Raw genomic sequence first — 23,819 nt, forward strand, 5'->3', positions numbered from 1 at the left:
GTTTCCGGGATAGTCTGCGATCAGATATGGGAGACTGTGACTCATGTCGCAGAACGTCTCACTCGATGACACCGATCTTCGCCTTCTGCAGGAGCTCAACGCCGATGCCCGGGCCTCAGGTGCGGTCTTGGCTGCGGCCGTCGGGATCTCCGAATCGACGGTCTCCCTGCGCCTCAAGAGACTGAAGTCGCTCGGCGTCATCCGCGGCTTCCATATCGACGTCGATCCGACTGCGCTCGGGGTCGGTCTGCAGGCTCTCGTATCGATTCGGCTGGCCAAACACGATCGGGCCGAGATCGACGCGTTCACGGCGGCTGCGCCGAAGTTCCCGGGGGTGGTGCGGATGTACCACATGGCCGGAGCCGATGACTACCTGCTGCATATCGTCGCCACTGACACCGCTGCGGTACAGTCCTTCGTCCTCGACTACCTCACCCGATATCCCGCTGTCGCACATACGCGCACCAACCTCATCTATCGGGTCGAAGACGGTTCTGCCTGGATCCCTTCGGAGGCCTGAACTGCCATACTGGCTTCATGGCAGAGAACAAGACCCAGCCGACCGATGCCGATGTCGCCGCTTACCTCGATTCGGTGACTCCCGAGAAGCGTCGCGAGGATGGAATCGCTCTTGACGCGATCTTCCGAGACGTCACCGGTGAGGAACCCGTGATGTGGGGACCCTCGATCGTCGGCTACGGCCGGTACCACTATCGGTCGCCCGTGAACCCGCGCAACCACGGTGAGTGGCCGGCCACGGGATTCTCCCCGCGCAGGAGCCAGCTCTCTCTGTACGGACTCAAGGACCTTCCCGAAGGAGCGAGGCTGCTCCCGCAGCTCGGAAAGTACACCGAGGGGGCCGGGTGCGTCTATGTGCGCCGTCTGGAGAACATCGACGAGGCGGTGCTGCGCCGACTCATCGCGATCGCCGCTGCCCGTCCCGACGATCCCGAGCCGGGCAACTGATTGCACACGCTGACGGTCGATGACAGATCCTGTCCGAGAGATCGCAGAATGACCTCGGTGGCCGAGAACGTCGCGGTGTTCATCTGCGAGCCGTGATGCTCAGCCCCGGTTTGCGCTGATGGACTGAGAAGTACTGCAGTCCCGCCTCGGCGTCGGCTAGGAATCGCCGGCGGGAGCGACGGGGCAGCCACACGATCTGACCGGGGGACAGTTCGATCGTTCCGGTTGCGGTCTCAAGGGTGCCGGCACCGGCGAGGACGTGGATGAGCACGTCGAGGGATGGGCCGGTGTGTTCGCGGATCTCGCCGCCGGGGGCGAGCGCGATGACATTCGCATCGAGGTCACGGTGCTGCGTCGGCAGCTGCCAGACGGACCCGGAATCCTCGACGGTCGCGGTCAGCTCGGCAACATCGAGAACGACGCGGGGTACAGGGGTGGCGGCACGACGGATGATGCGCACCCTGGCCTCACTCTCTGTGCTGTCCAGCGGCTCCCACCCGACCGCCTCGGCGAACTCGCGGTCCATTTCGACGCGCAGCCCTTCAGGCGAGTGGTCATTGATGAGGATCAGGCTGGAGCCGACGTCAAGATCTTCATACGCTCTGATGACGAGCGGATGCCGTTCCGACTTCGGTAAGGTCCGGACGTCGATGACGGGTTCGTCTGCCACGGCTGCCCCTCTCAATCGCTTCGATAGTTCCTCCTCGAAACTATCACCGGAGTGATGACTGCCGGCCTGGGCCGGCCAGCGGCGCCGGGCAAAGACCGCTCGGGTCGGTCCTACAGGAGAACGGAAAAGGCACCCCGTGATACGGGATGCCTTGACGGTGGGCCCAGAGGGACTCGAACCCCCGACCCTCTCGGTGTAAACGAGATGCTCTAGCCAACTGAGCTATAGGCCCCACCTGCGTCGTCGATGTCTCCGACAGCGCTTGATCAGTATGCCACATCCGATGGGGACCGGCGAAACGGGAACGCAGGCGGTCGCGGGACCGGTCAGTGCGTCGGTCCGGACTGCCATCAGGAGGATCGGAGCAGGCGTGCCGCATTGGCGGCGAAATTCTCAGCTGCCTCTGCGGTGTCGACGTCGAAGATCCTGCGATTCTGCTCAACGGCCACGGCACCGAGTGTGAGGGTGAGGATTCCGTGCGAGAGTTCGGCGCCCAGGCGATCAGCACTCAGGGCCCGAGGCGCAACGTCTGTCGGAGCGATCGAATACCCCAGCAGCACGATCTCTGCTCCATCACGGTATTTCAGCAGCACCTCGCGCAGAGACATCGCCGCGGCGAGCGGGTCGGCAGTGGCGGGACAGAGGGCATCGACTTCGGCCTTGAGCGAACGTGAGATGAGGATGAGCAGTGACTGCTTGTCCTTGACGTGCCAGTACAGTGCAGACGGCTGAACGTCGAGTTCGCGGGCGAGCCGGCGCATGGACAGATCGCCCAGACCGTACTGCGAAAGAATGCTCAATGCAGTGGTGGTGATGCTTTCGGCTGTCAGTGCCAATGAGACATACCTTTCATTCTCGAGCAGAGGTCCTTCCCGATTTTTCAGATCGCGTTCCCCTCGCTATAGTAGTTCCTGGTCACGGGATATAGCGCAGCTTGGTAGCGCGCCTCGTTCGGGACGAGGAGGTCGTGGGTTCGAATCCCGCTATCCCGACCAATGGAAAGTGCCGCAGCATCGCTCAGGCGAGGCTGCGGCACTTCTGCATTCCCGGACCGTTGCGAGACCACTCTGCGTCCAAACCATCAAGACGCGAGCAGACTCCTAGGACGAGAAGCAGCGCACGGCCGCACCGAAAGTGGTGCGGTGCGTTCTCGCCGTGGTGCAGGCCCAATCGAGTTCTGACCAGATGATCGAGTTCTGACCAGATGATCGAGTTTGACCCCGATGACTGGTCCAGAACTCGATGCTGAAATGCACAAAGGCGATGGGGCGCACTGCTCGAAACAGCAGTGCGCCCCATCGCCTCAACTCGTGCTCAGACGGGTGAGCCCGGCTCTTGGGAGGAGCCGTCCGTCGCGTCGGAAGCGAACGGGTGGGTCGCCCGGCCCCGTCGTGGAGCCTGCGGCGCATCGGTTCGGTCGGCCGCCTCGGCGAAGTTCTCTGTCACGAGGTCAGAGTCGGTGCCCCGCCACCGGGCGATCGCCTTCATCACCTGATAGATGATGATCGCCGAGGCGGTGCCCAGGGCGATGCCTTCGAACTGCAGTCCGCCCGGGGTCCAGGTGAAGTTCGCGATGGCGACGATGAGCGAGACCGCGGCAGTGTTGAGATTGATCGGGTTGGAGAAGTCGACCTTGTTCTCCACCCAGATGCGCACGCCGAGCATGCCGATCATTCCGTAGAGCACGGTCGCCGCTCCGCCGAGGACTCCGGGAGGGATCGTCGCGATGATCTCGCCGAACTTCGGCAGCATGCTGAGGACGAGGGCGATGACCGCCGCGCACAGGTAGGCGGCAGTGGAGAAGATGCGCGTGGCTGCCATGACGCCGATGTTCTCGGCATAGGTCGTCGTTCCGGAACCGCCGCCGGATCCGGCGAGGATGGTGGAGAACCCGTCGGCGAAGAGCGTCCGGCCCGTCAGGTGATCGAGGTCGCGGCCGGTCATTGCGGCGACCGATTTCACATGGCCGATGTTCTCGGCGATGAGGACGAGGACGACGGGCAGGAACAGGCCGAGGTAGCCGAGATCGAACGCCGGTGCATGGAACGCGGGCAGTCCCACCCAGTCGGCTTTCGAGACGGTGGAGAAGTCGAGCTCACCCTGCAGCCATGCCGCACCATAGCCGACCAGGACGCCGATGAGGATCGAGAGTCGGCCGAGCATCCCGCGGAAGAGCACCGTGGTCAGCAGGATCGCGACGATCGTGATCACGGCGGTCAGGGGAGCGGCCTTGACCCAATCCCAGGCGGCCGGGGCCAGGTTGAGGCCGATGAGGGCCACAATGGCCCCGGTCACCACTGGGGGCATGGTCACTTCGATCCATCGGACGCCGACGAAATGGACCACGAGCCCGACGAGCGCCAAGGTGACTCCCACCGAGATGATTCCACCTTGAGCCAAAGCCATGGCATGAGGTTCGAGGTCCTCTCCGGCCGTGGCCGAGAACCCCGTGACCGCCCCGATCGGGGCGAGCAGCCCGAACGACGAACCGAGGTAGGAGGGCATCATCCCCTTCGTGATGAGCAGGAACAGCAACGTGCCGATTGCGGTGAAGAACAGCGTCGTCGACGGTGGGAACCCGGTGAGAAGGGGCACGAGGAACGTCGCGCCGAACATCGCCACGACGTGCTGTGCGCCGATGCTGATGGTCCGCGGCCAGCTCAGACGCTCTTCCGGCAGAACCCTCTCACCGGGAGCGATCGTCCGCCCGTTTCCGTGCAGACGCCAGCCGCGGCGATTGCCTGTTCCTTTGTGGGTGTCCGTGGGTGCCGACTCCGCCATTGTGTTCCTCGTTCCGTTCTTCCCTGTACTGGGTCGTTGGCCGGCGGTCGGGCAGTGCTCCGGGCCGGCGAAAGAATTCTATGCTCCAGCTCACCGGCACGCCGACTCGACGGCTTACGAAGCGGTATGGCCGGTGTGTCTGAGGACCCTGCTCCGGAAGGCGGGATCAGCATTCTGATAGCCTATTGAACAGTGTTCAGGAGATCTGAACTCGACCGATTCTGACCTTGTTCAATCGCACGGAGACAAAGGACCAATCGATGACGACTGTGAACCCTGACCAGAACGTGAACCCCGGCCAACTCGCCGAGTCCATCCTCAACGGGGGAGCGGCCACCGAAGCCGACGCGCTCACGCTCCTGGCTACGCCGGATGAGGAGCTGTTCGGTCTCGTCCATGCCGGATCGCGACTCCGCCGAGAGCACTTCGGCATGACGATCAAGCTGAACTATCTCGTCAACCTCAAATCGGGAATGTGCCCGGAAAGCTGCACCTACTGCTCACAGTCACTGGGGTCGAAGGCCGAGATCCTCAAATACTCGTGGCTGAGCACTGACGAGGCCATGGAACAGGCGAGCATGGGCATCGGCGGAGGGGCGTCCCGCGTCTGCCTCGTCGCCAGCGGTCGTGGGCCGAGCCGTCGCGACGTGGGCCGCGTCGGTGAGATCGTCGAACGCCTCAAAGACGAGAATCCCGAAGTCGAGGTGTGTGCGTGTCTGGGCATCCTCAAGGAAGGTCAGGCCGAGGCTCTCAAGGAAGCCGGCGCCGATGCCTACAACCACAACATCAACACCGCGGAATCCTTCCACGACAATATCGTCAAGACCCACACCTACGAGGACCGGACGAATACCGTCGAACACGCCAAAGCGGCGGGACTCTCACCCTGCAGCGGCCTCATCGTCGGGCTCGGCGAAAGCGACGAACAGATCGTCGAAGCGCTGTTCGCGCTCAAGGCCCTCGGCTCCGAGTCGATCCCGATCAACTTCCTCGTCCCGTTCGACGGAACACCGCTCGAAGGACAGTGGAACCTCACACCCATGCAGTGCATGAAGATCGTCGCGACAGCCCGCTTCGTCTGCCCTGACCGGGAGATCCGGCTGGCCGGCGGTCGCGAGATCCACCTCAAATCCCTCCAGCCGATGGCGCTGCAGCTGGCCAACTCGATCTTCCTCGGCGACTACCTCACCGCCGAGGGCCAAGCCGCAGCCGACGACCTCGCCATGATCCGAGACAACGGATTCACTATCCTCGGCCAGGAGGACGAGGAGGCCCGGACGGAAGAATCCGTTGGGTGCTGCGGTGCGGAAGCCGGCTGCTGTTCCGATTCGAAGACCACCGCCGAGGCGGCCACCCACACCGATCCCGTCATCCGCAGGCGCGGTGCAGGCACCGCTGAAGTCGCCAACGCCTGAGCGGCCGCAAGCCCTCAGGCTTGGCGCAGGCTCCGCTTGAGGATCTTCCCGGCCGAGTTCTTCGGCAGTTCGGCAACGAACTCCACCCGCTTGGGCACCTTGAATCCGGCCAAACGGGACTTGACGTGACCGATGACATCGTCGGCCGACAACGGCGGCTGGCCGTCCTTGAGGACGACGAAGGCGGCCACCGCCTCGATCCACTTCTCATCGGCGATCCCGACCACAGCCACCTCGGCGACCTGCGGCAGCTCGAAGACGGCATCCTCGACCTGGCGGCTGGCGACCAGCACGCCACCCGTGTTGATGACGTCCTTGACCCGGTCGACGACCTCGACGAAACCCTCCTCGTCGACCTTGACCAGGTCCCCGGAATGGAACCAGCCGTTGTCGAACGCCTCGGCGGTGGCCTCCGGCCGGTTCCAGTAGCCTTCGCACAGCTGCGGCGACCGGTAGAGGATCTCGCCCTCCTCGCCGGGGCCGACGTCGTCACCGCCGGCGTTGACGACGCGGGTCTCGACGAACATCACCGGGCGACCCGCCGAACCGGGGTGATCGTCGTGCTCCTCGGGACGCAGCACAGTGCACAACGGGCCGAGCTCCGACTGGCCGAAGCAGTTGTAGAAGTCCAGCTGCGGAAGCCGCTGGCGCAGGCGCTCGAGGATCGGTCCGGGCATGATCGAAGCACCGTAGTAGGCCTTGTGGAGGCTGTCGAGGTTGCGGGTTTCCAGGTCAGGGCTGTTGGCCAGCGCCACCCAGACGGTGGGGGCGGCGAAGAACGAATTGATCTCCCGTTCCTCGAAGATGCCGAGCAGCTGCTCGGGCACAGGTGCTGGGACGATGATGTTGTGCGCGCCGATCGACAGAAGCGGCAGCAGGAAGACGTGCATCTGCGCTGAGTGATAGAGCGGCAGGGCGTGGACGGCGCGATCTGTCGCAGCGAAGTCGAGGGACATGAGGGACGACAGGTACTCGTGCAGAAGGGCGCGATGGGTCATCACCGCACCTTTCGGCGCCGAGGTGGTGCCGGAGGTGTAGAGCAGCTGAGCCACGTCCGTGTCGTCGACGGAGAACTCTGTGCTGACGGCTGGGGCGATTTCCTCCGCGTTGGCGACCGGAACGAGATCGGCGAAGTCGATCACCTGCGCCTCGGCTCCGGTCGGGGTTGAGGCGACTGCGGACATGAGGTCGGAGTCGGAGAAGACGATCTCGGCACCGGAGTTGCTGAGGATGTAGTCGAGTTCGTCGTTCTTCAGCTGATAGTTGACCGGCACGTGGATGAACCCGGCACGTGCGCAGCCGAGATAGAGGAGGACGAAGAGGTCGGAGTTCTTCCCATAGGCGGCGACACGGTCGCCTTTCGTCACACCGAGACGGACGAGTTCGCGGGCCACCGCGGTCACGGCAGAGTCAAGTTCTGCATAGGTCCAGGTTCGGTCCCCGAATTCGAGGGCCGTGTCGGTGGGGAATCGGCCGGCGCTGCGGCGGATGAGATCCGAGACCGTGGACGAGTTTCTGATGACGGGTGATTCGGGGGAGATGTGTGTAGATGTCATGACCCAAATATATGAGCCACATCACTCTCTCTGAAAATCGTCCGCCCATCTCTGCTTCATCGGCCGGCTGGTCTTCGATCCCACGGTGCCGACGATGTGCCCCGGTCCCGATGTAATAGTGTGGGGGACATGAGACATCCGAAGGTGAGTGACTGCGTAGAGGTGTTCGACTCACTGTGGCCACCGGCCTTGGCCGAGCCCTGGGATTCCGTGGGCCTGGCCGTCGGCGACCCCGACGCCGAGGTCCAGTCGATCCTCTTGGCTCTCGATCCGATGGACGCCGTGATCGCCGAGGCCGTCGTTCTCGGCGCAGACCTGGTGTTCAACCATCATCCGCTCATGCTCAAACCCGTGAAGTCGGTGAACGCCGCAACTTTGAAGGGCGGGGCCGTCCACACTCTCATCAGCAGCGATACTGCGCTGTTCAATGCGCACACGAACGCTGATTCGGCCCGCGGCGGAGTCTCCGATGTGCTCATCTCACTCCTGGGCATCGAGGGCGCGCAGCCACTGTCCCCGCATGCCGAGGCTGATGATTCGGCCCGCGGCTCGCTGCCGACCGGAATCGGCCGCGTCGGCGACCTCGACTGGCCCACACCGGTCCGGGACCTTGCCAGGCGACTGGCTGCGCAGCTGCCGCGCACCACGACCGGTGTGCGCATCGCCGGCGACCCCGCTGCGACAGCGACCCGTGTCGCGGTCTGCGGCGGCGCCGGCGACTCGCTGTTCGACGAGGTCAGGGCCAGCGGCGCCGACGTCTACGTGACGGCTGACCTCCGCCATCACCCGGCCACCGAGGCGCTTGATGCGGCGAATCGTCGAGAGAGCGGACTCTCGCTCATCGACGTCTCCCACTGGGCGTCCGAGACAGTCTGGCTGAGTGCGGCGGCCGAGGCTCTCGAGACCGAATTCGCGCGGCGCGGGTTCACTGTCTCGCTGCAGCATTCGGCAGTCAACACCGACCCCTGGGTCGAACGGTACTGACAAGGAGACCGACGATGCTCATCACCGACAGCCAGAGAACCGCGCTGCAGACCCTCATCGAACTCACTGCCCACGGGCGCGCCCTGCAGTTCGAGCATGACAACCCGAAGAGGGCAGAGGAGCTGCAGGAGCTCATCTCCCGCCACAAGGAGCTCGGAGAGAAGCGGACCGAAGCCGCCGCTGTCGTCGACGGCCATCAGGACGCCATCGCCGAAGCCACCGGACTCATCGAAGCACAGCGATCGAAGATCGAGAAGAAGACCGCCGAGCTCAACGACGGCACCGGTCTGACCAGCAGAGACATGGTGAATCTGCAAGAGGAGATCGCCGGTCACGAAGCTCGGGTCGCCGAACTCGAAGAATCGCAGCTGGAGGAGATGGAGAAGCTCGAAGCCGCTGAAGACGAACTCGCGGCAGTCGATGACCGAATCGCCGAGGTCACGGCCTCCGGTAAAGAGGTGCAGACCGCGGTGAAGGACAGGAAGGCCGAACTGCGGGAGCTCATCGCCGAGAACGAGTCCGCGGCGTTGGGCGCGAGGAGCGAGCTGCCGGAGCAGCTGCTCACGACGTTCGATGCCAATGTCCGCCAGGGCGGTCCCGGGGCCGCCCTGCTCAACGGACCGAACTGTCAGGCGTGCGGACAGGAGATCGGCGGAGCAGTCTGGCACGGAATGCTCGGCGCCGATGTCAACGAAACCTATGAATGCGAAGAATGCGAGGCGGTGCTGCTGCGTCGCAGTTGATTCCGTCTCGACTGACCTCGTCGAATCTGCAGGACTGGGTCGTTGTCGACGCGCGTCTCAGTCGCGGAGGACGATGATGAGGTTGGCCGGCTTCGAGTTCGTCGAGCCTGTGAACTCGACCTCATAGAACTCCTCGGCCCGGGACACAAGGTCTTCAGCGGTCTCCGGCAGGGCCCGATCATCGGACAGCAGCCGACCGGCGAACTCACCTCGGTAGAACTTCGCCCAGTGGGAGACGACGCGACGTTTCCCGCCGCTGACGGACACGGCACCCATGGTGACGACCTGATCGGTGGGACCCGGCCACACGGACCGGTAATCGCTCGAGCGGCAGTCGAGGGCCACCTCGGCGGGGCCGAGAGAGCAGGACTTCGCCAGAATCGGCTTCCAATAGGATGTCAGCTTTCCCAAGGTCCCCAGATCGGTCTTCATCGCCAGTCGGTAGGCGGGGATCTCATCGAGTCCGTGCACCCGGCCGAACAGGGCCGAGAATACGTGAACGTCGAGGAGGCGGTCTCTCAGCTTATCGTCATCGTTCGACTGCGCCACCAGCTCGCTCGCGCCCATCGCCTCATAGAGTACACCGGAATAGGTGAGCAGTGCGGGGGCACTGGGGATCTCATCGAGGACGGTGTTCCGTTCGACGTCCGCTGAGAGTGACGCGCCGACGCCGAGCTTCTCGAGGGCATCTCGGCGCTTCGAGACCTTCTTCAACGCAGCGAGCACACGCTTGCGCTTGGTGGTGAGTTCCGGAGCCGAGAGACCGTCGAGATCGAGCGTGGGACCGGTCGGCGACGGAGTCTTGCCCTCGGAGGGCGGCAGCAGGATCTTCACCACCCCATCGTATGATCACGCAGTGACGCGGCTGGGACCGGGTGCGGATGAGGTTGATCACGTTCGATGTCCGGTCTCCGCCGCGTGCGGGTGCTGTGTGCGTGGGGGCATTGCTGAGCGACTACACTGGGTTGCTTGAGGACAGGTCACCAGACGGTCGCGGCTCTCTTCACGAGGGCTGAGGAACGTCCGGGCTCCACAGAGCAGGGATGGTGGGTAACACCCACCCGGGGCGACCCGCGGGCCAGTGCAACAGAAAGCAGACCGCCCAGTTCCGACTGGGTAAGGGTGAAACGGTGGTGTAAGAGACCACCAGGGCGGCGGGTGACCGTCGCTGCTGGGTAAACCCCATCCGGAGCAAGATCAGACAGACGACGTTCGAGGCTGCTCGCCGAGTCGTCGGGTGGATTGCTTGAGGCCGGTGGCAACATCGGTCCCAGATAGATGACCGTCAGGCGAGAAGGGCAACCGACTCGTCGACAGAACCCGGCTTATCGGTGGCCTGTCCTCTCCCACATCCTCAGCTGCGGCGCGTCTTTCAGGACGGACTGCGACGCACCTTCGCCTTACCGCCGTTGACCGCGATCATCGCTGCTCCCACGATTCCGGCGTTGTTGTACAGCTTCGCCGGCTTGAGTTTCGCCCGCGTCTCGATGAGCGGCAGGAACTGGTCATGGGACTTCGAGACTCCGCCGCCGACGATGATGACATCCGGAGCGACCAGCAGTTCGATCTGCGAATAATACTGTTGCAGCCGAGCCGCCCACTCCGGATAGGTCAGTCCCAGCCGGGTCCTGACCGATTCCGCGGCCTGCGTCTCGGCATCGGCGCCGTTCATCTCGATATGGCCGAGTTCTGTGTAGGGAACCATCCGGCCGTGAGTGAACAGGGCGGTTCCGATTCCCGTGCCCAGCGTCGTCAGCAGCACCGTCTTCTTCCGGTGTTTGCGCCCGGCACCGAAGGTCATCTCGGCCAGTCCGGCGGCATCGGCATCGTTGAGGAAGTACACGGTGCGGCCCGTGCTCTCGCCGATGATGTCGGAGATGGGCGAACCGATCCAACTCTGGTCGAGGTTCGCCGTGTACTCGACGAGTCCTTCGCGGATCACGCCGGGGAATCCGCAGCCGACAGGCAGGGAGTCGATCGCGGCACGGTCGGCGACGAGTTCGAGTTCGACGGCATGTTCGCTCAGTGCATCCAACAGCGTGGCAATCGTCGCAGCCACGGCAACCGGGGTGCTCGGCTTCGGTGTGAGCTCGCGCAGCCGCTTGAACGGCAGCTTGCCCGTCACCGTGTCGACGAGTGCCGCTTTGATCCCGGTGCCGCCGATGTCGATGCCGATCGCAAAGCGTGGGGAGGTCTCCGCGCTCATATCAGCTCTCCTCGTGTGCGGGTCCGGCGGCAATCGCGGTGTCGGCATCGGGCAGAGTCAGGATATCGGCACCGGACTCGGTCACCACTAGTGTGTGCTCGAACTGAGCGGAGCGCTTGCGGTCCTTCGTCACCACGGTCCAGGAATCGTCCCAGACGTCCCAGTCGATCGTGCCGAGGTTGAGCATCGGCTCGATCGTGAAAATCATTCCCGGTTCCATCGTCTCCGCATGGGCGGGAGCCGCGTCATAGTGCGGGATGATGAGCCCGGAATGGAATTCGCGGCCGACTCCGTGCCCGCTGTAGTCGCGCACGACTCCGTAGTCGAAGCGCTTCGCGTACTTCTCGATCACCCGTCCGACGACGTTGATCTGACGTCCCGGTTTGACCGCTTTGATCCCACGCATCATCGACTCATAGGTGCGTTCGATGAGGAGACGGGACTCCTCATCGACGTCTCCGGCGGTGAATGTGTAGTTCGTGTCTCCGTGCATGCCCTGGTAGTAGGCGGTGATGTCGACATTGACGATGTCGCCGTCCTCGATGACGGTCGAATCGGGGATGCCGTGGCAGATCACCTCGTTGACGGAGGTGCACACGGATTTCGGGAAGCCCCGATAGCCCAACGTCGACGGGTACGCTCCGTGATCGCACATGAACTCGTGCGCCACCCTGTCGATGTCATCGGTGGTGATGCCGGGGACGATCATCTCGCCGACGGCGGCCAGGGCATTGGCCGCGATCCGACCGGCCGCCCGCACCACCTCGACTTCTTCGGGGCTGTAGAAATTGTTTCCCCGGCCTTCATCGGCGTCGGCGCGACCGACGTACTCCGGGCGGGGGATGTCCTTCGGCACACCGCGTTCGGGCGAAATGGTGCCGGGCGTGAGCAGGCGAGTGTGAACAGTCATGATGGTGTCGATCCTATGCTGGAAACGCGGCTTTGTCCCGCTGCCCGGTCGCCTGTCGATGCCGCGGTGCGGGACCTGTGGAGTCTAGAATCGGAAGCAGCCGTGCCAAGGAAGCGGGAGGCAGATTGAGCGACGACACGACATCGGCGGGCCACGAGTTCGCTGGACTGGGCGAAGTGGTGAGCCTGACGAGCGCGCCGCAGCAGATCGCCGACCACATCCTCTCCGGAATCGCCGTCGGAGCGCTGCCGGAAGGCACCTTGCTGCCGGGCGAACGGACGTTGGCCGCAGATCTGCAGGTGTCCCGCTCGAGCGTGCGCGCAGCCCTGCTGCGCTTAGAGCGTCTCGGGGTCGTCGAACGCCGCCGCGGCCGCGGGGGAGGGACGTTCGTCAAGACCGCCCGCCCCGAGGCGCTGGCTCCCATGGCCGGTAGAATCGACGAGTTCCATGCCGAGAGGCGGAACCTGCTTGACGCCCGCGCCGTCTTCCAGAATTCGCTGGCGGCGACCGCGGCCCTGCGACGTACCGAGGACGAGCTGAGCGAGCTCCGGGAACTGGCCGAAGTCTATTCCCAACGCGCCGAAGCGGCCGCCGCGCGCACCGCGGACGCGCAGTTCCACTTCGCCATCGCCCGTGCCGGTCACAACCCGGAACTCGTGCGCATGGCCATCGACCTCGATACGAAGATCAACGCCGGTTTCCGTCACGACCCGTTCTCGGCCGAGCTCTTCGATCACGCCGTGGACGACCACGCCGCGATCGTCGAGGCGATCGCTGCCGGAGACGCAGAAGCTGCGGGAAGACTCTGCGAGGAGCACTTCAGGTACACGACCATCGTCCCCCGCCCCTAACCCCTATTACTACCTGACGGCGGCCCAGCAACCTCGCGCGAGGTTGCTGGGCCGCCGTCAGGTAGTAATAGGGGTTCTTCAGTTGGCTAGGGCGTGGGCCACGGAGACTGCTTCGAAGCCGAATGCCTCTGCGACGTTGTCGTTCGTGACGTGCCCATTGTGGATGTTGAGACCACGGGCCAGAGCCGAATCGTTCGACAGCGCCTTGTGCCACCCCTGGTCGGCGATCTTCACGGCAAAGGGCAGAGTCGCATTCGTCAGCGCCGCCGTGGCTGTGTTCGGCACCGCACCCGGCATGTTCGCCACGCAGTAGTAGACCGAGTTATGGACGGTGAACGTCGGATCGTCGTGAGTCGTCGGACGCGAATTCTCGAAGCACCCGCCCTGGTCGATGGCGATATCGACGAGCACCGAGCCCGGCTTCATCCCAGAGACCATCTCGTCGGTGACGAGCTTCGGCGCCTTCTTGCCCGGGATGAGCACCGAACCGATGACGAGGTCGGCTGTGGCCAGAGACTTCGTGATCTCGTACTTATTCGACACCTTCGTGCCGATGGCACCTGCGAAGGTCTCATCGATCTGCCGCAGACGCGGAATGTTGATGTCGATGACCTCGACGGTCGCTCCCAGGCCCAGAGCCATCCGGGCGGCATTCGTTCCGGCCACACCGGCACCGATGACGACGACATTCGCGCGCTCGACACCGGGGACTCCGGACAGCAGGATCCCGCGGCCGCCGTTGGCCTTGAGCAGGCTGTGAGCGCCGACCTGAGTCGACAGGCGTCCGGCGATCTCGCTCATCGGAGCGAGCAGCGGAAGTCCGCCGCCGTCGGGCTGGACGGTCTCATAGGCGATCGCGGTGGTGCCGGCCTCCATGAGAGCAGTGGTGAGCGCCTCATCCGCGGCGAGGTGGAGGTAGGTGAACAGGACGAGATCCTTGCGCAGGAAGCCGTACTCCTGGGCGATCGGCTCCTTGACCTTGAGCACGAGGTCGCCGGCTGCCCATGTGGTGGCGGCGTCGGGGGCGATCTTCGCTCCGGCAGCCTCGTATTCGGCATCGGCGATGAAGGAGCCCTCGCCGGCTCCTGCCTGCACGGTGACCTCGTGGCCGTGGGCGACGAGTTCATGGACGCCGGCAGCGGTGATGGCGACTCGGAACTCATTGTTCTTGACCTCGGTGGGCACTGAAATGCGCATGGTGTGTCCTTCTCTCCTGATCGTGTGCCGCAGGGGCGGAGGCGACCGACTTCTCCGTCGGTCGTCGATGGTGTCAACTCTATTCCTTAGAAGGTTTGGAGAGCAAACCTTTAAATCTGTTTTCGTCACCAATGATGCGAAATCAGTGCGTCTGGGTGCCAGATAACGCGGAAAACATGATTCCAGTCGGACTCAGACTGCACCAAAGATGCTGATAGGGCGCTTCCAACGCATAAGCGACACATGCCGTCAGTTCGCGACTTGAAACGGTAAGCTGAAAGCGTCAATGCAGAACCCCGCAGAGGAGAGAAGGCTCGCCATGGGACTCTACGAAGATATCGACGACCCGAACTCGAAGTACTACTTCAACCTCGAGACGAACACCGTGGAAAAGGGCCTGGTCAGCGACTGGACCCACCGCATGGGGCCCTACGAGACCGAGGAAGTCGCCCGCGCCGCCCTGGAGAAGGCACGTGAACGCAATCAGCAGTGGGACGAAGACGACGAGAAGTGGAACGGCTGAATAGATGTCGCGTCAGGAGGAATTCGTTCTCAGGACCGTCGAGGATCGTGAAGTGCGATTCATCCGACTCTGGTTCACTGATGTTTTGGGACAGCTGAAGTCCGTGGCCATCGTCCCCGCCGAACTCGAAGGCGCCTTCTCCGAAGGCATCGGATTCGACGGCTCGGCAGTCGAAGGACTGTCCCGCGTGTTCGAGGCCGATATGGTGCTCAAGCCCGACCCCTCGACGTTCTCTCTGCTGCCCTGGCGCGGGGAGACCGAGCCCACCGGGAGGATGTTCTGCGATATCCACGTGCCCGGGGGAGAGCCGGCGCCGGCCGATCCGCGCAACGTCCTCAAACGCACTCTGGCCAAAGCCGCCGAACGCGGCTTCACCTTCTATGTGCATCCTGAGATCGAGTTCTACCTCTTCAAGACCGACAACCTCGATCCTGTCTCCGGGATCAGCGACGGCACAGCCCCGATGCCCGTCGACACAGCCGGCTACTTCGACCATGTCAACGGGGGAACGGCCAATGATTTCCGGCGCGAAGCTGTCACCATGCTCGAGGCGATGGGGCTGTCCGTGGAGTTCTCCCATCATGAGGCCGGGCCCGGTCAGAACGAGATCGACCTGCGCTACGCCGACGCGCTGACCATGGCCGACAACGTCATGACGTTCCGGTCGGTCATCAAAGAGGTCGCGATCTCCCAAGGCGTCTACGCTTCGTTCATGCCCAAGCCGATGGCCGATCACCCAGGCAATGGGATGCACACGCACGTCTCCCTGTTCGAGGGCGAGAACAATGCCTTCTTCGAACCGGGGGCCGAATATCAGCTGTCGAAGACCGGCCGACAGTTCATCGCCGGACTGCTCACCCACGCCGCCGAGATCTCGGCAGTGACCAACCAGCACGTGAACTCCTATAAACGCCTCTGGACCGGCCATGAAGCTCCGTCGTACATCTCCTGGGGCCACCGCAACCGTTCTGCTCTCGTGCGGGTCCCGCAGTACAACTCCGGAAAGTCCTCATCCGCCCGCGTCGAGTACCGTGCTCTGGACTCCTCGGCCAACCCGTACCTGTCGTATGCGCTTATGCTCGCAGCGGGACTCAAGGGGATCGAAGAGGGCTACGAACTGCCCGAAGAGGCCGAGGACAACGTCTGGCTGCTCTCTTCCACCGAACGTCGGGCGATGGGGATCGAAGCGCTGCCGCGCAGTCTGTCCCATGCCCTGGAGCTGATGGAGGGATCGGATCTCGTCGCCGAGACCCTGGGCGAAGAGGTGTTCGACTTCTTTCTGCGCAACAAACGGCAGGAATGGACCGATTACCGCGCGCAGGTGACTCCATATGAGCTCGCGAAGCACTTCACCTCGATGTGATGGCCGCTATCACCTCACGCACGACCAGCGTCCCGGAGGCCACCTCTCGGTTCCTCCATGAGCTCGATGAGCTCCTCGGCGTCCCTCTGGCCACTGATTCGCGGTTCGTTGATCTCCTCATGGCAACCCCGGATCCGCATGGAGCGGCGCTGGGTCTGCTGCGCGTGATCGAGGCCGCGGGGGAGGGTTCCGCGGCCCTGCTGGACGCAGTGCGGACCGGATCGAAGAGCGAGCTGGCCGAGGACGAACTCAACCGCCCCCTCCTGGCCCGGCTCCTCGCGGTCGTCGGCACCTCGGAGGCGATGGTCGACCATCTGGTCCGGCATCCCGACTCCCTGCCGCTGCTGCTCGTTCCCGACCCGTTCCTGCTGATCTCCACGCCTGCCGCCTCGGCGGTGTCCCTGCGAGCAGAGATGCTCACGGTCCTCGGTGCGGACCCCGAGGACCCGGCTCCGCGCGCGACTGTGACCGGAGATGACGGGGTCAAGGCGCTGCGAAGGAACTACCGGGATGCGGTGCTTCGCCTCGTCGCCGATGATCTGTCGGCGGAGTCTCCGGACGAAATCGTCGACCAAGTCATGGCAGTCCTCTCCGACCTGGCCGCCGCTGCCCTCGACGCGGCGCTGGCTATCGCACGAGCCGAACTCGACGAGGCGGCCGACATCCGTCTGGCGGTCATCGCCTTGGGTAAGACCGGAGCACGAGAACTCAACTACGTCTCCGATGTCGATGTCGTCTTCGTTCTCGATTCCGCCGAGACCGAAGGGGCCAGGAGCCTGGCCACCGACCTCGCCCAACGCATGCGCGGCATCCTCTCCGATGCCGGTGGTGAGCCTGCACTGTGGGAAGTCGATACGGCGCTGCGCCCCGAAGGCAAAGCCGGAGCGCTCGTGCGTACGCTGTCGGAGTTCGAGCACTATTACGCCGATATCGCGGAGAACTGGGAATTCCAGGCCCTCCTCAAGGCCCGACCGGTGGCCGGCGATGTCGAAGTGGGGGAGGCGTTCTCCCAGTCACTCCTGCCCTTGGTCTGGCAGGCGGCCAGCCGTCCCGGCTTCATCGACGGGATCCGTGCGATGCGTCGGCGCGTCGTAGACCTCATCCCGGCAGTCGAAGCCCCGCGTCAGATCAAACTGGGTCGCGGCGGTTTGCGTGATGTCGAGTTCTCCGCACAGATGCTCCAGCTCGTCCATGGACGCAATGATGAGGACATCCGCACCCCGAATACGCTCGTCGCCCTCGGTGAACTCGGAGAACATGGCTATATCGGGCAGCAGGACGCCTCTGTCTTCTCCACTGCATACCGGTTCATGCGTGTCGTCGAACACCGAGTGCAGATCCCGAGGATGATGCGCAATGCGCTCATCCCCGATGATGAGGCCAAACTTCGGTCGTTGGCCCGTTCCGTCTTCCGGTCCGGATCTCGGACCGGGGATCGCCTCGAAGAGGCCCGCCGCGACTATGCCAAACAGGTCACCCGCCTCCACGAACAGATCTTCTATCGGCCCATCCTCGAGGCGGCTGTCGGCGTCCACGGCGCCGTCGTCGATGCACAGAAGCGCGGGTCGAGCCTGCAGGCTGCCGCCGACCGTCTTCAGGCGTTCGGATACGTGGACCCACAAGGAGCTTTGGGCCATATCAAGGCGCTGACGACTGGTATGTCACGCACTGCCATGGTCATCAAGCAGGTGCTTCCGGCCCTGCTCGATTGGTTCTCCGATGGAGTCGAGCCCGACCGAGCACTGCTGGCCTTCCGCCGGCTGAGCGAATCGCTGTCCTCCTCCGGCTGGTTCCTCAAGATGCTCCGCGACTCCGGTCTGGCGGCCAAATCTGTGGCCGAAGTGCTCTCCCTGTCCGGATATGCGACGGAACTTCTGCTGCGCCAGCCCGCCGCTGTCGCCTGGTTGGACCGCCATGAGAACCTTAAGGCCCGTGACCTGGCGATTCTCAATGCTGAGGTCGATGGACTGCTCAAGCGCCATGTCGCCGAGGCGGTGACTCCGATCCGTGAGACCTACAGCCGTGAACTTCTGCGGATCGCGTTGCGCGACGTCCTCGGGGTCGGGGACCGAGTCGCCATACCCAGTGATCTCTCCGACCTCATGGACCTGGCTGTCAGAGGTGCCCTGCAGGCGGTCCGAGCAGACCTCGACGGGCCCGAGACCCCGGACTACGAATTCGCAATCATCGCCATGGGCCGGTGGGGCGGACGGGAGATCGGCTACTTCTCGGACGCCGATGCGATGTTCGTCTACCGTCCCGTGTCAGACGACCTCGACGCCGAGGCGCGCGGAAGGCTGAGCAAGCACGTGACGAACGTGGCCCTCCAGCTGTCGACTCGCCTCAAGGCCAGCGAAGGCGCTCAAGGGGTCGATCTCGATGCTGATCTGCGTCCGGAGGGCAAGAACGGCCCCTTGGTGCGCAGCTTCTCGTCTTACCAGGCCTATTACGCAAAGTGGTCCCAACCGTGGGAGGCGCAGGCGCTGCTGCGGGCCAGGCCGGTGGCAGGCGATGACGGCCTCATCGCCGACTACCTGGCGCTCATCGATCCGCTGCGCTATCCCTCGGAGATGCCGCAGAAGGCACTGACGCAGGTGCGCACTCTCAAGGCGCGGATGGAAGACGAGCGACTGCCGCGCAATGCCGATAAGCGACGACATCTCAAGCTCGGCCGGGGAAGCCTCTCCGATGTCGAATGGACCGTTCAGCTTCTGCAGCTCCAGCACGGGCATCAGGTGGAAGGGCTGCGCACGACCTCGACGCTGACGGCCCTCGACGTGGCCGCTGACGGGGGTCTGCTGCCGACCGAGGATGCCGAACAGCTGGCCGCTGCCTGGCAGCTGGCCACTGATGTGCGTTCGGCCGTGATGCTCTTCCGTGGGCGCACCGCCGAGTCGCTGCCGGCCGATCATACCGAGCTCGAGGCCACAGCCCGCCTGCTCGGTTATCCGGCTGGGGCGGGCCATGACCTCGAAGACGACTATCTGCGCACCACCAGGCACGCACGTTCAGTGATGGAACACCGCTTCTACGACTTCTGATTCTCCAGGTGCGGCAGTCCGCCTACGTGCGATCTGCCGCCCCGGTCATCGGCCGAATCAGCTGCCAGTTGATGTGCTCAGTCGTCGAATTCGAGTCCGAGCAGGGCGTTTTCGACCACCTCGGGCAGGGCGGGGTGGATCCAGTACTGGCCGGTTGCCACCTCGTCGGCTTTCTGGCCGAAGGCCATGGCCTGGATGAGCGGTTGAATGAGCATCGAGGCTTCGTGACCGACGATATGAGCGCCGAGGATGCGCCTGGTGCTGCGATCGGCGATGATCTTCACGATTCCCGGATCATCGGCCATCGCCCAACCGTAGGCGACATCGGAGAACTTCTGCACCTTGATCGTGACGTCGTGTCCGGCATCAATGGCCTCTGCTTCGGTCATGCCCACATAGGCGACCTGTGGGGAGGAGAAGACGGCACCGGGAACGGCATGGTGATTGACTGCGGCGAGGTCGTTCGCCCGAGCACTGCCGGGCGACCCTGCGGCAACGTCTGCGGCCAGATTGCGGCCGACGATCTTCGCTTCGTGGTTGGCGACGTGTTTGAGCTGATGGGGTGAGGAGATGTCTCCGAGAGCGAATACTCCGGGAACGGGCTGACCGCCCGAGAGGACTCTTTGGTGCTCGTCCACGGACAGGCGGTTGCCGTCGGTGACGTCGAAACCGGCGGCCTCGACGTCGAGCTCGGCGGTGTTGGGAACCCTTCCCGTGGCCACGAGCACTCCGTCGGCGGTGATCGTCTCCGGCAGGTCCGCCTCGCCGAGGCGGCCGCTGGGTTCGAGGGTCAATGTGACTTCACCGTCGGCGATGTCGATCTGCTTGGACTGGGCACCGTGGAGGACGGTGTGGGAGTAGTCGAAGATGCGGGTGAACTCGTCGGCGGCCTCCTCGTCGATACTGCCCAGGAGGCGGGGGCCGCGGGCGAGGACGGTCACCTCGGTGCCGAGGGCGGCGAAGACGTGGGCGAATTCCATGGCGATGATCCCGGAGCCGATGATGACCAGTCGCTTCGGCTGTGCAGCGCGGCGCATCACCGTGTTCGATGTGAACACCGGATAGTCATCGGTGTCGATGCGGGCGGTGTCGAGCCCGGCGATGTCGGGGATGATCGGGTGGGCGCCGGCGGCGATGACGATGCGTTCGGCGGTGATCTCCTCACCGGAGGCGGTGCGCACGGTCTTCTGCCCGGTGAAATGAACATGTTCAGCGACAACGGTGATATTGGGCTGGCGGTCGCTGCTGCGGTACTCGCGTCCTCCGGATTCGATCGCGTCGATGCGGGAGAAGATGCGGTCCTGGAGTCCGGCCCAATCCACTTTCGGGTGGGTCGGGGTGAGGTTGTAGCGGTCGGCCTCGGTGGCCTGCTCGGCGAGGGTGGCGGGGTAGACGAACATCTTCGTCGGGATGCACCCGACGTTGAGGCAGGTACCGCCGAAGTGCCATTCCTCGGCGATGGCGGTCTTCAGTCCGGCGAACCGCTTGTCGAGGAACATGTTTCCCGATCCGGTGCCGATGAGCAGCAGGTCATAGTGCGTCAAAGTCCATCCCTCCGATGGTGCGTGATCCGACCGGCCGCGTCGACGGCCGCAGAGCCGAAAGGGCGCCACGGGTGATAACCCGTGACGCCCTCACTCTATTCCACCCGGCGGCGGGATCTCAGTTCAGCTGGAATCGACCGCCGACCGAGGTCAGAGTGCGTAGTAGAGCTCGAACTCGGTCGGTGTCGGACGCAGTCGAGCGACATCGAGTTCGTTCTCACGCTTGATGCGGATCCACGTCTCGATGAGGTCGGGAGTGAACACATCGCCGGCGGTGAGGAAGTCGTGGTCCTTCTCGAGCTCGTTGAGCGCCTCGTCGAGGGTGCCGGGGACGAGCTTGATGTCCTTGGCCTCCTCGGGTGGGAGCTCGTAGAGGTCCTTGTCGATGGGCTCCGGCGGTTCGATGCGGTTGCGGATACCGTCGAGCCCGGCCATGAGCTGGGCCGAGAAGGCGAGATACGGGTTCGACGAGGGGTCCGGAACGCGGAACTCGAGCCGTTTGGCCTTCGGCGAGGATCCGGTCACCGGAATGCGGATCGCGGCAGAACGGTTGCGGGCGGAGTAGACGAGGTTGACCGGAGCCTCATAGCCGGGCACCAGGCGGCGGTAGGAGTTGATAGTCGGGTTCGTGAACGCCAGCACCGCGCCGGCGTGCTCGATGAGTCCGCCGATGTACCACCGAGCCAGGTCGGAGAGTCCGCCGTAGCCGTTCTCGTCGTAGAACAGAGGCTCGCCGTTCTTCCACAGCGACTGGTGGCAGTGCATGCCGGAGCCGTTGTCGTCGAAGAGCGGCTTGGGCATGAAGGTCGCGGACTTGCCGAGCTCGAAAGCGGTGTTCTTGATCACGTACTTGAAGTCGAGCAGCTGATCGCCTGCGTGCTGGAGCGTCTTGAACTTGTAGTTGATCTCCTGCTGACCGGCGGTGCCGACCTCATGGTGCGCCCGCTCCATCTCGAAGCCGATCTCCTCGAGCGTCAGCGACATCTTGTCGCGGACATCTGCGTACTGATCCTGCGGCGAGACCGGGAAGTAGCCGCCCTTGAACGGGGTCTTGTAGCCCTGGTTTCCGCCGACCTCATCAGAGCCGGTGTTCCACGCAGCTTCCTGTGAGCCGATCTTGTAGAAGCTGCCGCCGGGAGTGTTCTCGTAGCGGATGGAGTCGAAGAGGTAGAACTCGGCCTCGGCGCCGAAGAAGACAGTGTCGGCGATCCCAGTGGATTCGAGGTAGGCCTCGGCCTTGGCCGCGACCTGCCGGGGATCGCGGGAGTAGGGCTCATCGGTGAACGGATCGACGATCGAGTGCGTGACGACCAGCGTCTTGGCCTCACGGAAGGGGTCGATGTACGCGGAGGTGACATCGGCCAGCAGTTTCATATCGGATTCGTGGATGCCCTGGAAGCCTGTGATGGAGGACCCGTCGAAGAGCAGACCTTCGGTGATCTCCTCGGTGCCGTATGAGGCGGCGGGGAGATTGAAGTGCTGGACCACACCGGGCAGGTCGCAGAACCGGACATCGACGAATTTGACGTCATTGCCCGATATGTAGTTGACGAGTTCTTCAGCAGACGAGAACACTTAGGTCTCCTAGTTCGTGTACGGTGGCCGTTTGTCCTGACCACGGTCAATCTTAGTCGCCGAAGAATGAAGTGGTGATGTCGACCATGTTTCGGGCATGTTTCCTGAGGATCCACTCAGGCCGGATTTCGTAGGCTGGGGGAGTGATCAATCGTGACGACCTTGGTTCCTGGCTCGAAGGACCCCGGTTCGACAGGGAAGAAGACGACTGGCCCGGAAAGCGGCTGGGTCTGCCTGTCAACGGCTCGCATTCTCTGGCCCCGGCGTGGAAGCGAATCCTCGCCCTGCTCGTCGACTGGCTGATGTGTCTGGCGATCGCCAATCTCATCGATCCGGCGAATCCGATCCTCGCGCCCGCGTTCTTCGCCCTCGAGAATTTCGTGTTTGTGGGAACTCTCGGGTATTCGGTTGGCCATCGTCTCTTCGGCATCGAAGTCCGGCGCCTCGACGGCCACGTGCCGGGACTGCTCAAGTCGCTCATCCGCTCAGTCCTCGTCGTGCTCGTCATTCCGGCGCTCATCTTCAACCGCGACAACCGCGGAGTCCACGACCTTGCGGCAGGAACCGTCATCCTCCGCCGCTGACCTCCCAATTGCTACCTGACGGCGGCCCAGCAACCTCGCGCGAGGTTGCTGGGCCGCCGTCAGGTAGTAAGAGGGGAATGGACGGGAATGGGAAGCGGCGCCGACTCTCGTTGAGTCGGCGCCGCTTTCTTTCGCCTCGGCCGTGGGATTTCGGCGGAGGGGATGCGGATCAGCGTCCGCGCATCGCCTTGTGGTTCGGGCGGGCCTTGTTCGGGTCGATGCCCTTCGGGATCGGCGGGCGCGTGCCCTGCGTCCCGAGAGCAGCCAGACGATTGCGCACGGCCAGGACCTCGGCGCGGTTGAGCTTGCGCGGCAGCTTCTGCACGGCCGGGACGACCTGCTTCATCGCGAGCTGGCCCTCTTCCTTGCCACCCTGGAAGGTGTGGACCGGAACATTGGGGAGGATGCGCTCGTGGCGCTTCTTCTCCTTGGCCAGCAGCTTCGCGCTGCGTCCCTTCGGACCTTCGCTCAGCAGCACGACGCCGGCGCGACCGGTCGATCGGAACACGAGGTCGCGGCTCTTCGGATCGACGGCGATGGGCTTCTCATCCATCAGGTATCCGCGGCGGGCCGTGTTGAGAACGGCGCCGAAGGCTCCGGGCTGTCCGTCCATCTGAGCGAAAGCGGCGGTCTCGGCGAAGCGGCCGAGCATGAACATGCCCAACAGCAGACCGACCATGAAGCCGAGGATCGTCGTGAAGATCGCGGTGGTGCCGCCGATGAGCAGACCGATCAGCAGACCGATGAGCGTGCATCCGAGGATCGCCGCAGCCAGCAGCCACGGGGTCGCTTTGTTATGTTTGGCGGACAGCTCGTAGACCTGACGCATCTGCGCCAGTCGGCCGGGCTTCTTGTTCGGATCCTTTGGCTTGCGCCGGAAGAGTCCCTTACGCGGTTCTTCGCTCATTCT

21 protein-coding genes, 2 tRNA genes and 1 other RNA gene are annotated in these 23,819 nt (G+C 64.0%); 12 read left to right on the plus strand and 12 right to left on the minus strand.

The window, feature by feature from the left end; translation table 11 throughout:
* Window positions 1-43: 43 nt before the first annotated feature.
* Together AC239G_RS09200 and AC239G_RS09205 are read left to right on the plus strand one after the other, a co-directional pair.
* Complete coding sequence (locus AC239G_RS09200; protein ID WP_101546684.1) at window positions 44-520, plus strand: Lrp/AsnC family transcriptional regulator; 477 nt, start codon at window positions 44-46, stop codon at window positions 518-520.
* A 17-nt stretch (window positions 521-537) separates the two neighbouring features.
* The gene (locus AC239G_RS09205; RefSeq protein WP_458312003.1) at window positions 538-966 is read left to right on the plus strand and encodes a DUF1801 domain-containing protein; all 429 of its coding nucleotides are present in this window, start codon (window positions 538-540) and stop codon (window positions 964-966) included.
* A 79-nt stretch (window positions 967-1,045) separates the two neighbouring features.
* On the opposite strand, the gene AC239G_RS09210 is transcribed toward AC239G_RS09205, so the two are convergent.
* The 3 genes from AC239G_RS09210 to AC239G_RS09220 all read right to left on the minus strand — a co-directional run bounded on the left by AC239G_RS09210 (window position 1,046) and on the right by AC239G_RS09220 (window position 2,472).
* Entirely contained in the window at window positions 1,046-1,636 is a 591-nt protein-coding gene (locus AC239G_RS09210) for a DUF2249 domain-containing protein (protein WP_487490084.1), read from the minus strand.
* A gap of 158 nt (window positions 1,637-1,794) precedes the next feature.
* Window positions 1,795-1,868: transfer RNA gene (locus tag AC239G_RS09215), tRNA-Val, on the minus strand.
* A gap of 118 nt (window positions 1,869-1,986) precedes the next feature.
* Window positions 1,987-2,472, minus strand: coding sequence for a TetR family transcriptional regulator (locus AC239G_RS09220; RefSeq protein WP_139467163.1), 486 nt, complete (start codon window positions 2,470-2,472; stop codon window positions 1,987-1,989).
* Window positions 2,473-2,554: 82 nt separating this feature from the next.
* Between AC239G_RS09220 and AC239G_RS09225 the strand changes: the two genes are divergently transcribed.
* A tRNA-Pro gene (locus tag AC239G_RS09225) sits at window positions 2,555-2,631 on the plus strand.
* 319 nt (window positions 2,632-2,950) lie between these two features.
* Here AC239G_RS09225 and AC239G_RS09230 read toward each other — a convergent pair.
* The gene (locus tag AC239G_RS09230) at window positions 2,951-4,417 is read right to left on the minus strand and encodes a uracil-xanthine permease family protein (protein ID WP_487490085.1); all 1,467 of its coding nucleotides are present in this window, start codon (window positions 4,415-4,417) and stop codon (window positions 2,951-2,953) included.
* Between the two features lie 260 nt (window positions 4,418-4,677).
* Here AC239G_RS09230 and bioB point away from each other — a divergent pair, with 260 nt between their 5' ends.
* A complete protein-coding gene (gene bioB, locus AC239G_RS09235) occupies window positions 4,678-5,832 on the plus strand; it encodes a biotin synthase BioB (RefSeq protein ID WP_139467164.1) in 1,155 nt (384 codons plus the stop codon).
* 14 nt (window positions 5,833-5,846) lie between these two features.
* Here bioB and AC239G_RS09240 read toward each other — a convergent pair whose 3' ends face one another.
* Complete coding sequence (locus AC239G_RS09240; RefSeq protein WP_487490086.1) at window positions 5,847-7,388, minus strand: fatty acyl-CoA synthetase; 1,542 nt, start codon at window positions 7,386-7,388, stop codon at window positions 5,847-5,849.
* A 129-nt stretch (window positions 7,389-7,517) separates the two neighbouring features.
* Here AC239G_RS09240 and AC239G_RS09245 point away from each other — a divergent pair, with 129 nt between their 5' ends.
* A complete protein-coding gene (locus AC239G_RS09245) occupies window positions 7,518-8,372 on the plus strand; it encodes a Nif3-like dinuclear metal center hexameric protein (protein ID WP_487490087.1) in 855 nt (284 codons plus the stop codon).
* Between the two features lie 14 nt (window positions 8,373-8,386).
* The gene (locus AC239G_RS09250) at window positions 8,387-9,115 is read left to right on the plus strand and encodes a zinc ribbon domain-containing protein (RefSeq protein WP_172169406.1); all 729 of its coding nucleotides are present in this window, start codon (window positions 8,387-8,389) and stop codon (window positions 9,113-9,115) included.
* 57 nt (window positions 9,116-9,172) lie between these two features.
* On the opposite strand, the gene AC239G_RS09255 is transcribed toward AC239G_RS09250, so the two are convergent.
* Complete coding sequence (locus AC239G_RS09255) at window positions 9,173-9,949, minus strand: YaaA family protein (protein WP_487490088.1); 777 nt, start codon at window positions 9,947-9,949, stop codon at window positions 9,173-9,175.
* Window positions 9,950-10,090: 141 nt separating this feature from the next.
* Between AC239G_RS09255 and rnpB the strand changes: the two genes are divergently transcribed.
* Window positions 10,091-10,459, plus strand: an RNA gene (rnpB, locus tag AC239G_RS09260) — RNase P RNA component class A.
* A gap of 28 nt (window positions 10,460-10,487) precedes the next feature.
* Here rnpB and ppgK read toward each other — a convergent pair.
* Together ppgK and map are read right to left on the minus strand one after the other, a co-directional pair.
* Entirely contained in the window at window positions 10,488-11,321 is an 834-nt protein-coding gene (ppgK, locus tag AC239G_RS09265) for a polyphosphate--glucose phosphotransferase (RefSeq protein ID WP_139467169.1), read from the minus strand.
* Window position 11,322: 1 nt separating this feature from the next.
* Window positions 11,323-12,231 (minus strand): type I methionyl aminopeptidase, encoded by a 909-nt coding sequence (gene map / locus AC239G_RS09270; protein ID WP_139908003.1) that lies wholly within the window; start codon window positions 12,229-12,231, stop codon window positions 11,323-11,325.
* Window positions 12,232-12,356: 125 nt separating this feature from the next.
* Here map and AC239G_RS09275 point away from each other — a divergent pair, with 125 nt between their 5' ends.
* Window positions 12,357-13,082 carry a FadR/GntR family transcriptional regulator gene (locus AC239G_RS09275; RefSeq protein ID WP_139467171.1) on the plus strand — a complete coding sequence of 242 codons (726 nt, stop codon included), beginning with the start codon at window positions 12,357-12,359 and terminating at the stop codon, window positions 13,080-13,082.
* A gap of 78 nt (window positions 13,083-13,160) precedes the next feature.
* Here the strand turns inward: AC239G_RS09275 and ald are convergent, their stop codons facing one another.
* Complete coding sequence (gene ald / locus AC239G_RS09280) at window positions 13,161-14,279, minus strand: alanine dehydrogenase (RefSeq protein WP_139467172.1); 1,119 nt, start codon at window positions 14,277-14,279, stop codon at window positions 13,161-13,163.
* A 319-nt stretch (window positions 14,280-14,598) separates the two neighbouring features.
* Here ald and AC239G_RS09285 point away from each other — a divergent pair, with 319 nt between their 5' ends.
* From AC239G_RS09285 to AC239G_RS09295, 3 genes are read left to right on the plus strand one after another with little or no spacing between them, the layout of a single operon-like run.
* Window positions 14,599-14,802, plus strand: coding sequence for a hypothetical protein (locus tag AC239G_RS09285; RefSeq protein WP_062242447.1), 204 nt, complete (start codon window positions 14,599-14,601; stop codon window positions 14,800-14,802).
* A gap of 4 nt (window positions 14,803-14,806) precedes the next feature.
* Window positions 14,807-16,165 carry a type I glutamate--ammonia ligase gene (gene glnA / locus AC239G_RS09290; protein WP_062242448.1) on the plus strand — a complete coding sequence of 453 codons (1,359 nt, stop codon included), beginning with the start codon at window positions 14,807-14,809 and terminating at the stop codon, window positions 16,163-16,165.
* On the plus strand, window positions 16,165-19,206 hold the full coding sequence (locus tag AC239G_RS09295; protein WP_487490089.1) for a bifunctional [glutamine synthetase] adenylyltransferase/[glutamine synthetase]-adenylyl-L-tyrosine phosphorylase: 3,042 nt from the start codon (window positions 16,165-16,167) through the stop codon (window positions 19,204-19,206). The genes glnA (AC239G_RS09290) and AC239G_RS09295 overlap by 1 nt, the downstream gene beginning before the upstream one ends.
* A 77-nt stretch (window positions 19,207-19,283) precedes the next feature.
* On the opposite strand, the gene AC239G_RS09300 is transcribed toward AC239G_RS09295, so the two are convergent.
* Together AC239G_RS09300 and glnA (AC239G_RS09305) are read right to left on the minus strand one after the other, a co-directional pair.
* The gene (locus AC239G_RS09300) at window positions 19,284-20,750 is read right to left on the minus strand and encodes a mycothione reductase (protein ID WP_487490090.1); all 1,467 of its coding nucleotides are present in this window, start codon (window positions 20,748-20,750) and stop codon (window positions 19,284-19,286) included.
* A 150-nt stretch (window positions 20,751-20,900) separates the two neighbouring features.
* Window positions 20,901-22,325 carry a type I glutamate--ammonia ligase gene (gene glnA, locus AC239G_RS09305; protein ID WP_487490091.1) on the minus strand — a complete coding sequence of 475 codons (1,425 nt, stop codon included), beginning with the start codon at window positions 22,323-22,325 and terminating at the stop codon, window positions 20,901-20,903.
* A 143-nt stretch (window positions 22,326-22,468) separates the two neighbouring features.
* On the opposite strand from glnA (AC239G_RS09305), the gene AC239G_RS09310 reads away from it, so the two are divergent.
* Window positions 22,469-22,909 carry an RDD family protein gene (locus tag AC239G_RS09310; protein ID WP_487490092.1) on the plus strand — a complete coding sequence of 147 codons (441 nt, stop codon included), beginning with the start codon at window positions 22,469-22,471 and terminating at the stop codon, window positions 22,907-22,909.
* Between the two features lie 169 nt (window positions 22,910-23,078).
* Here AC239G_RS09310 and AC239G_RS09315 read toward each other — a convergent pair whose 3' ends face one another.
* Window positions 23,079-23,816, minus strand: coding sequence for a DUF4191 domain-containing protein (locus AC239G_RS09315; protein WP_139467176.1), 738 nt, complete (start codon window positions 23,814-23,816; stop codon window positions 23,079-23,081).
* Window positions 23,817-23,819 lie beyond the last annotated feature (3 nt).

This window comes from Brevibacterium sp. Lmc1, assembly GCF_057654315.1.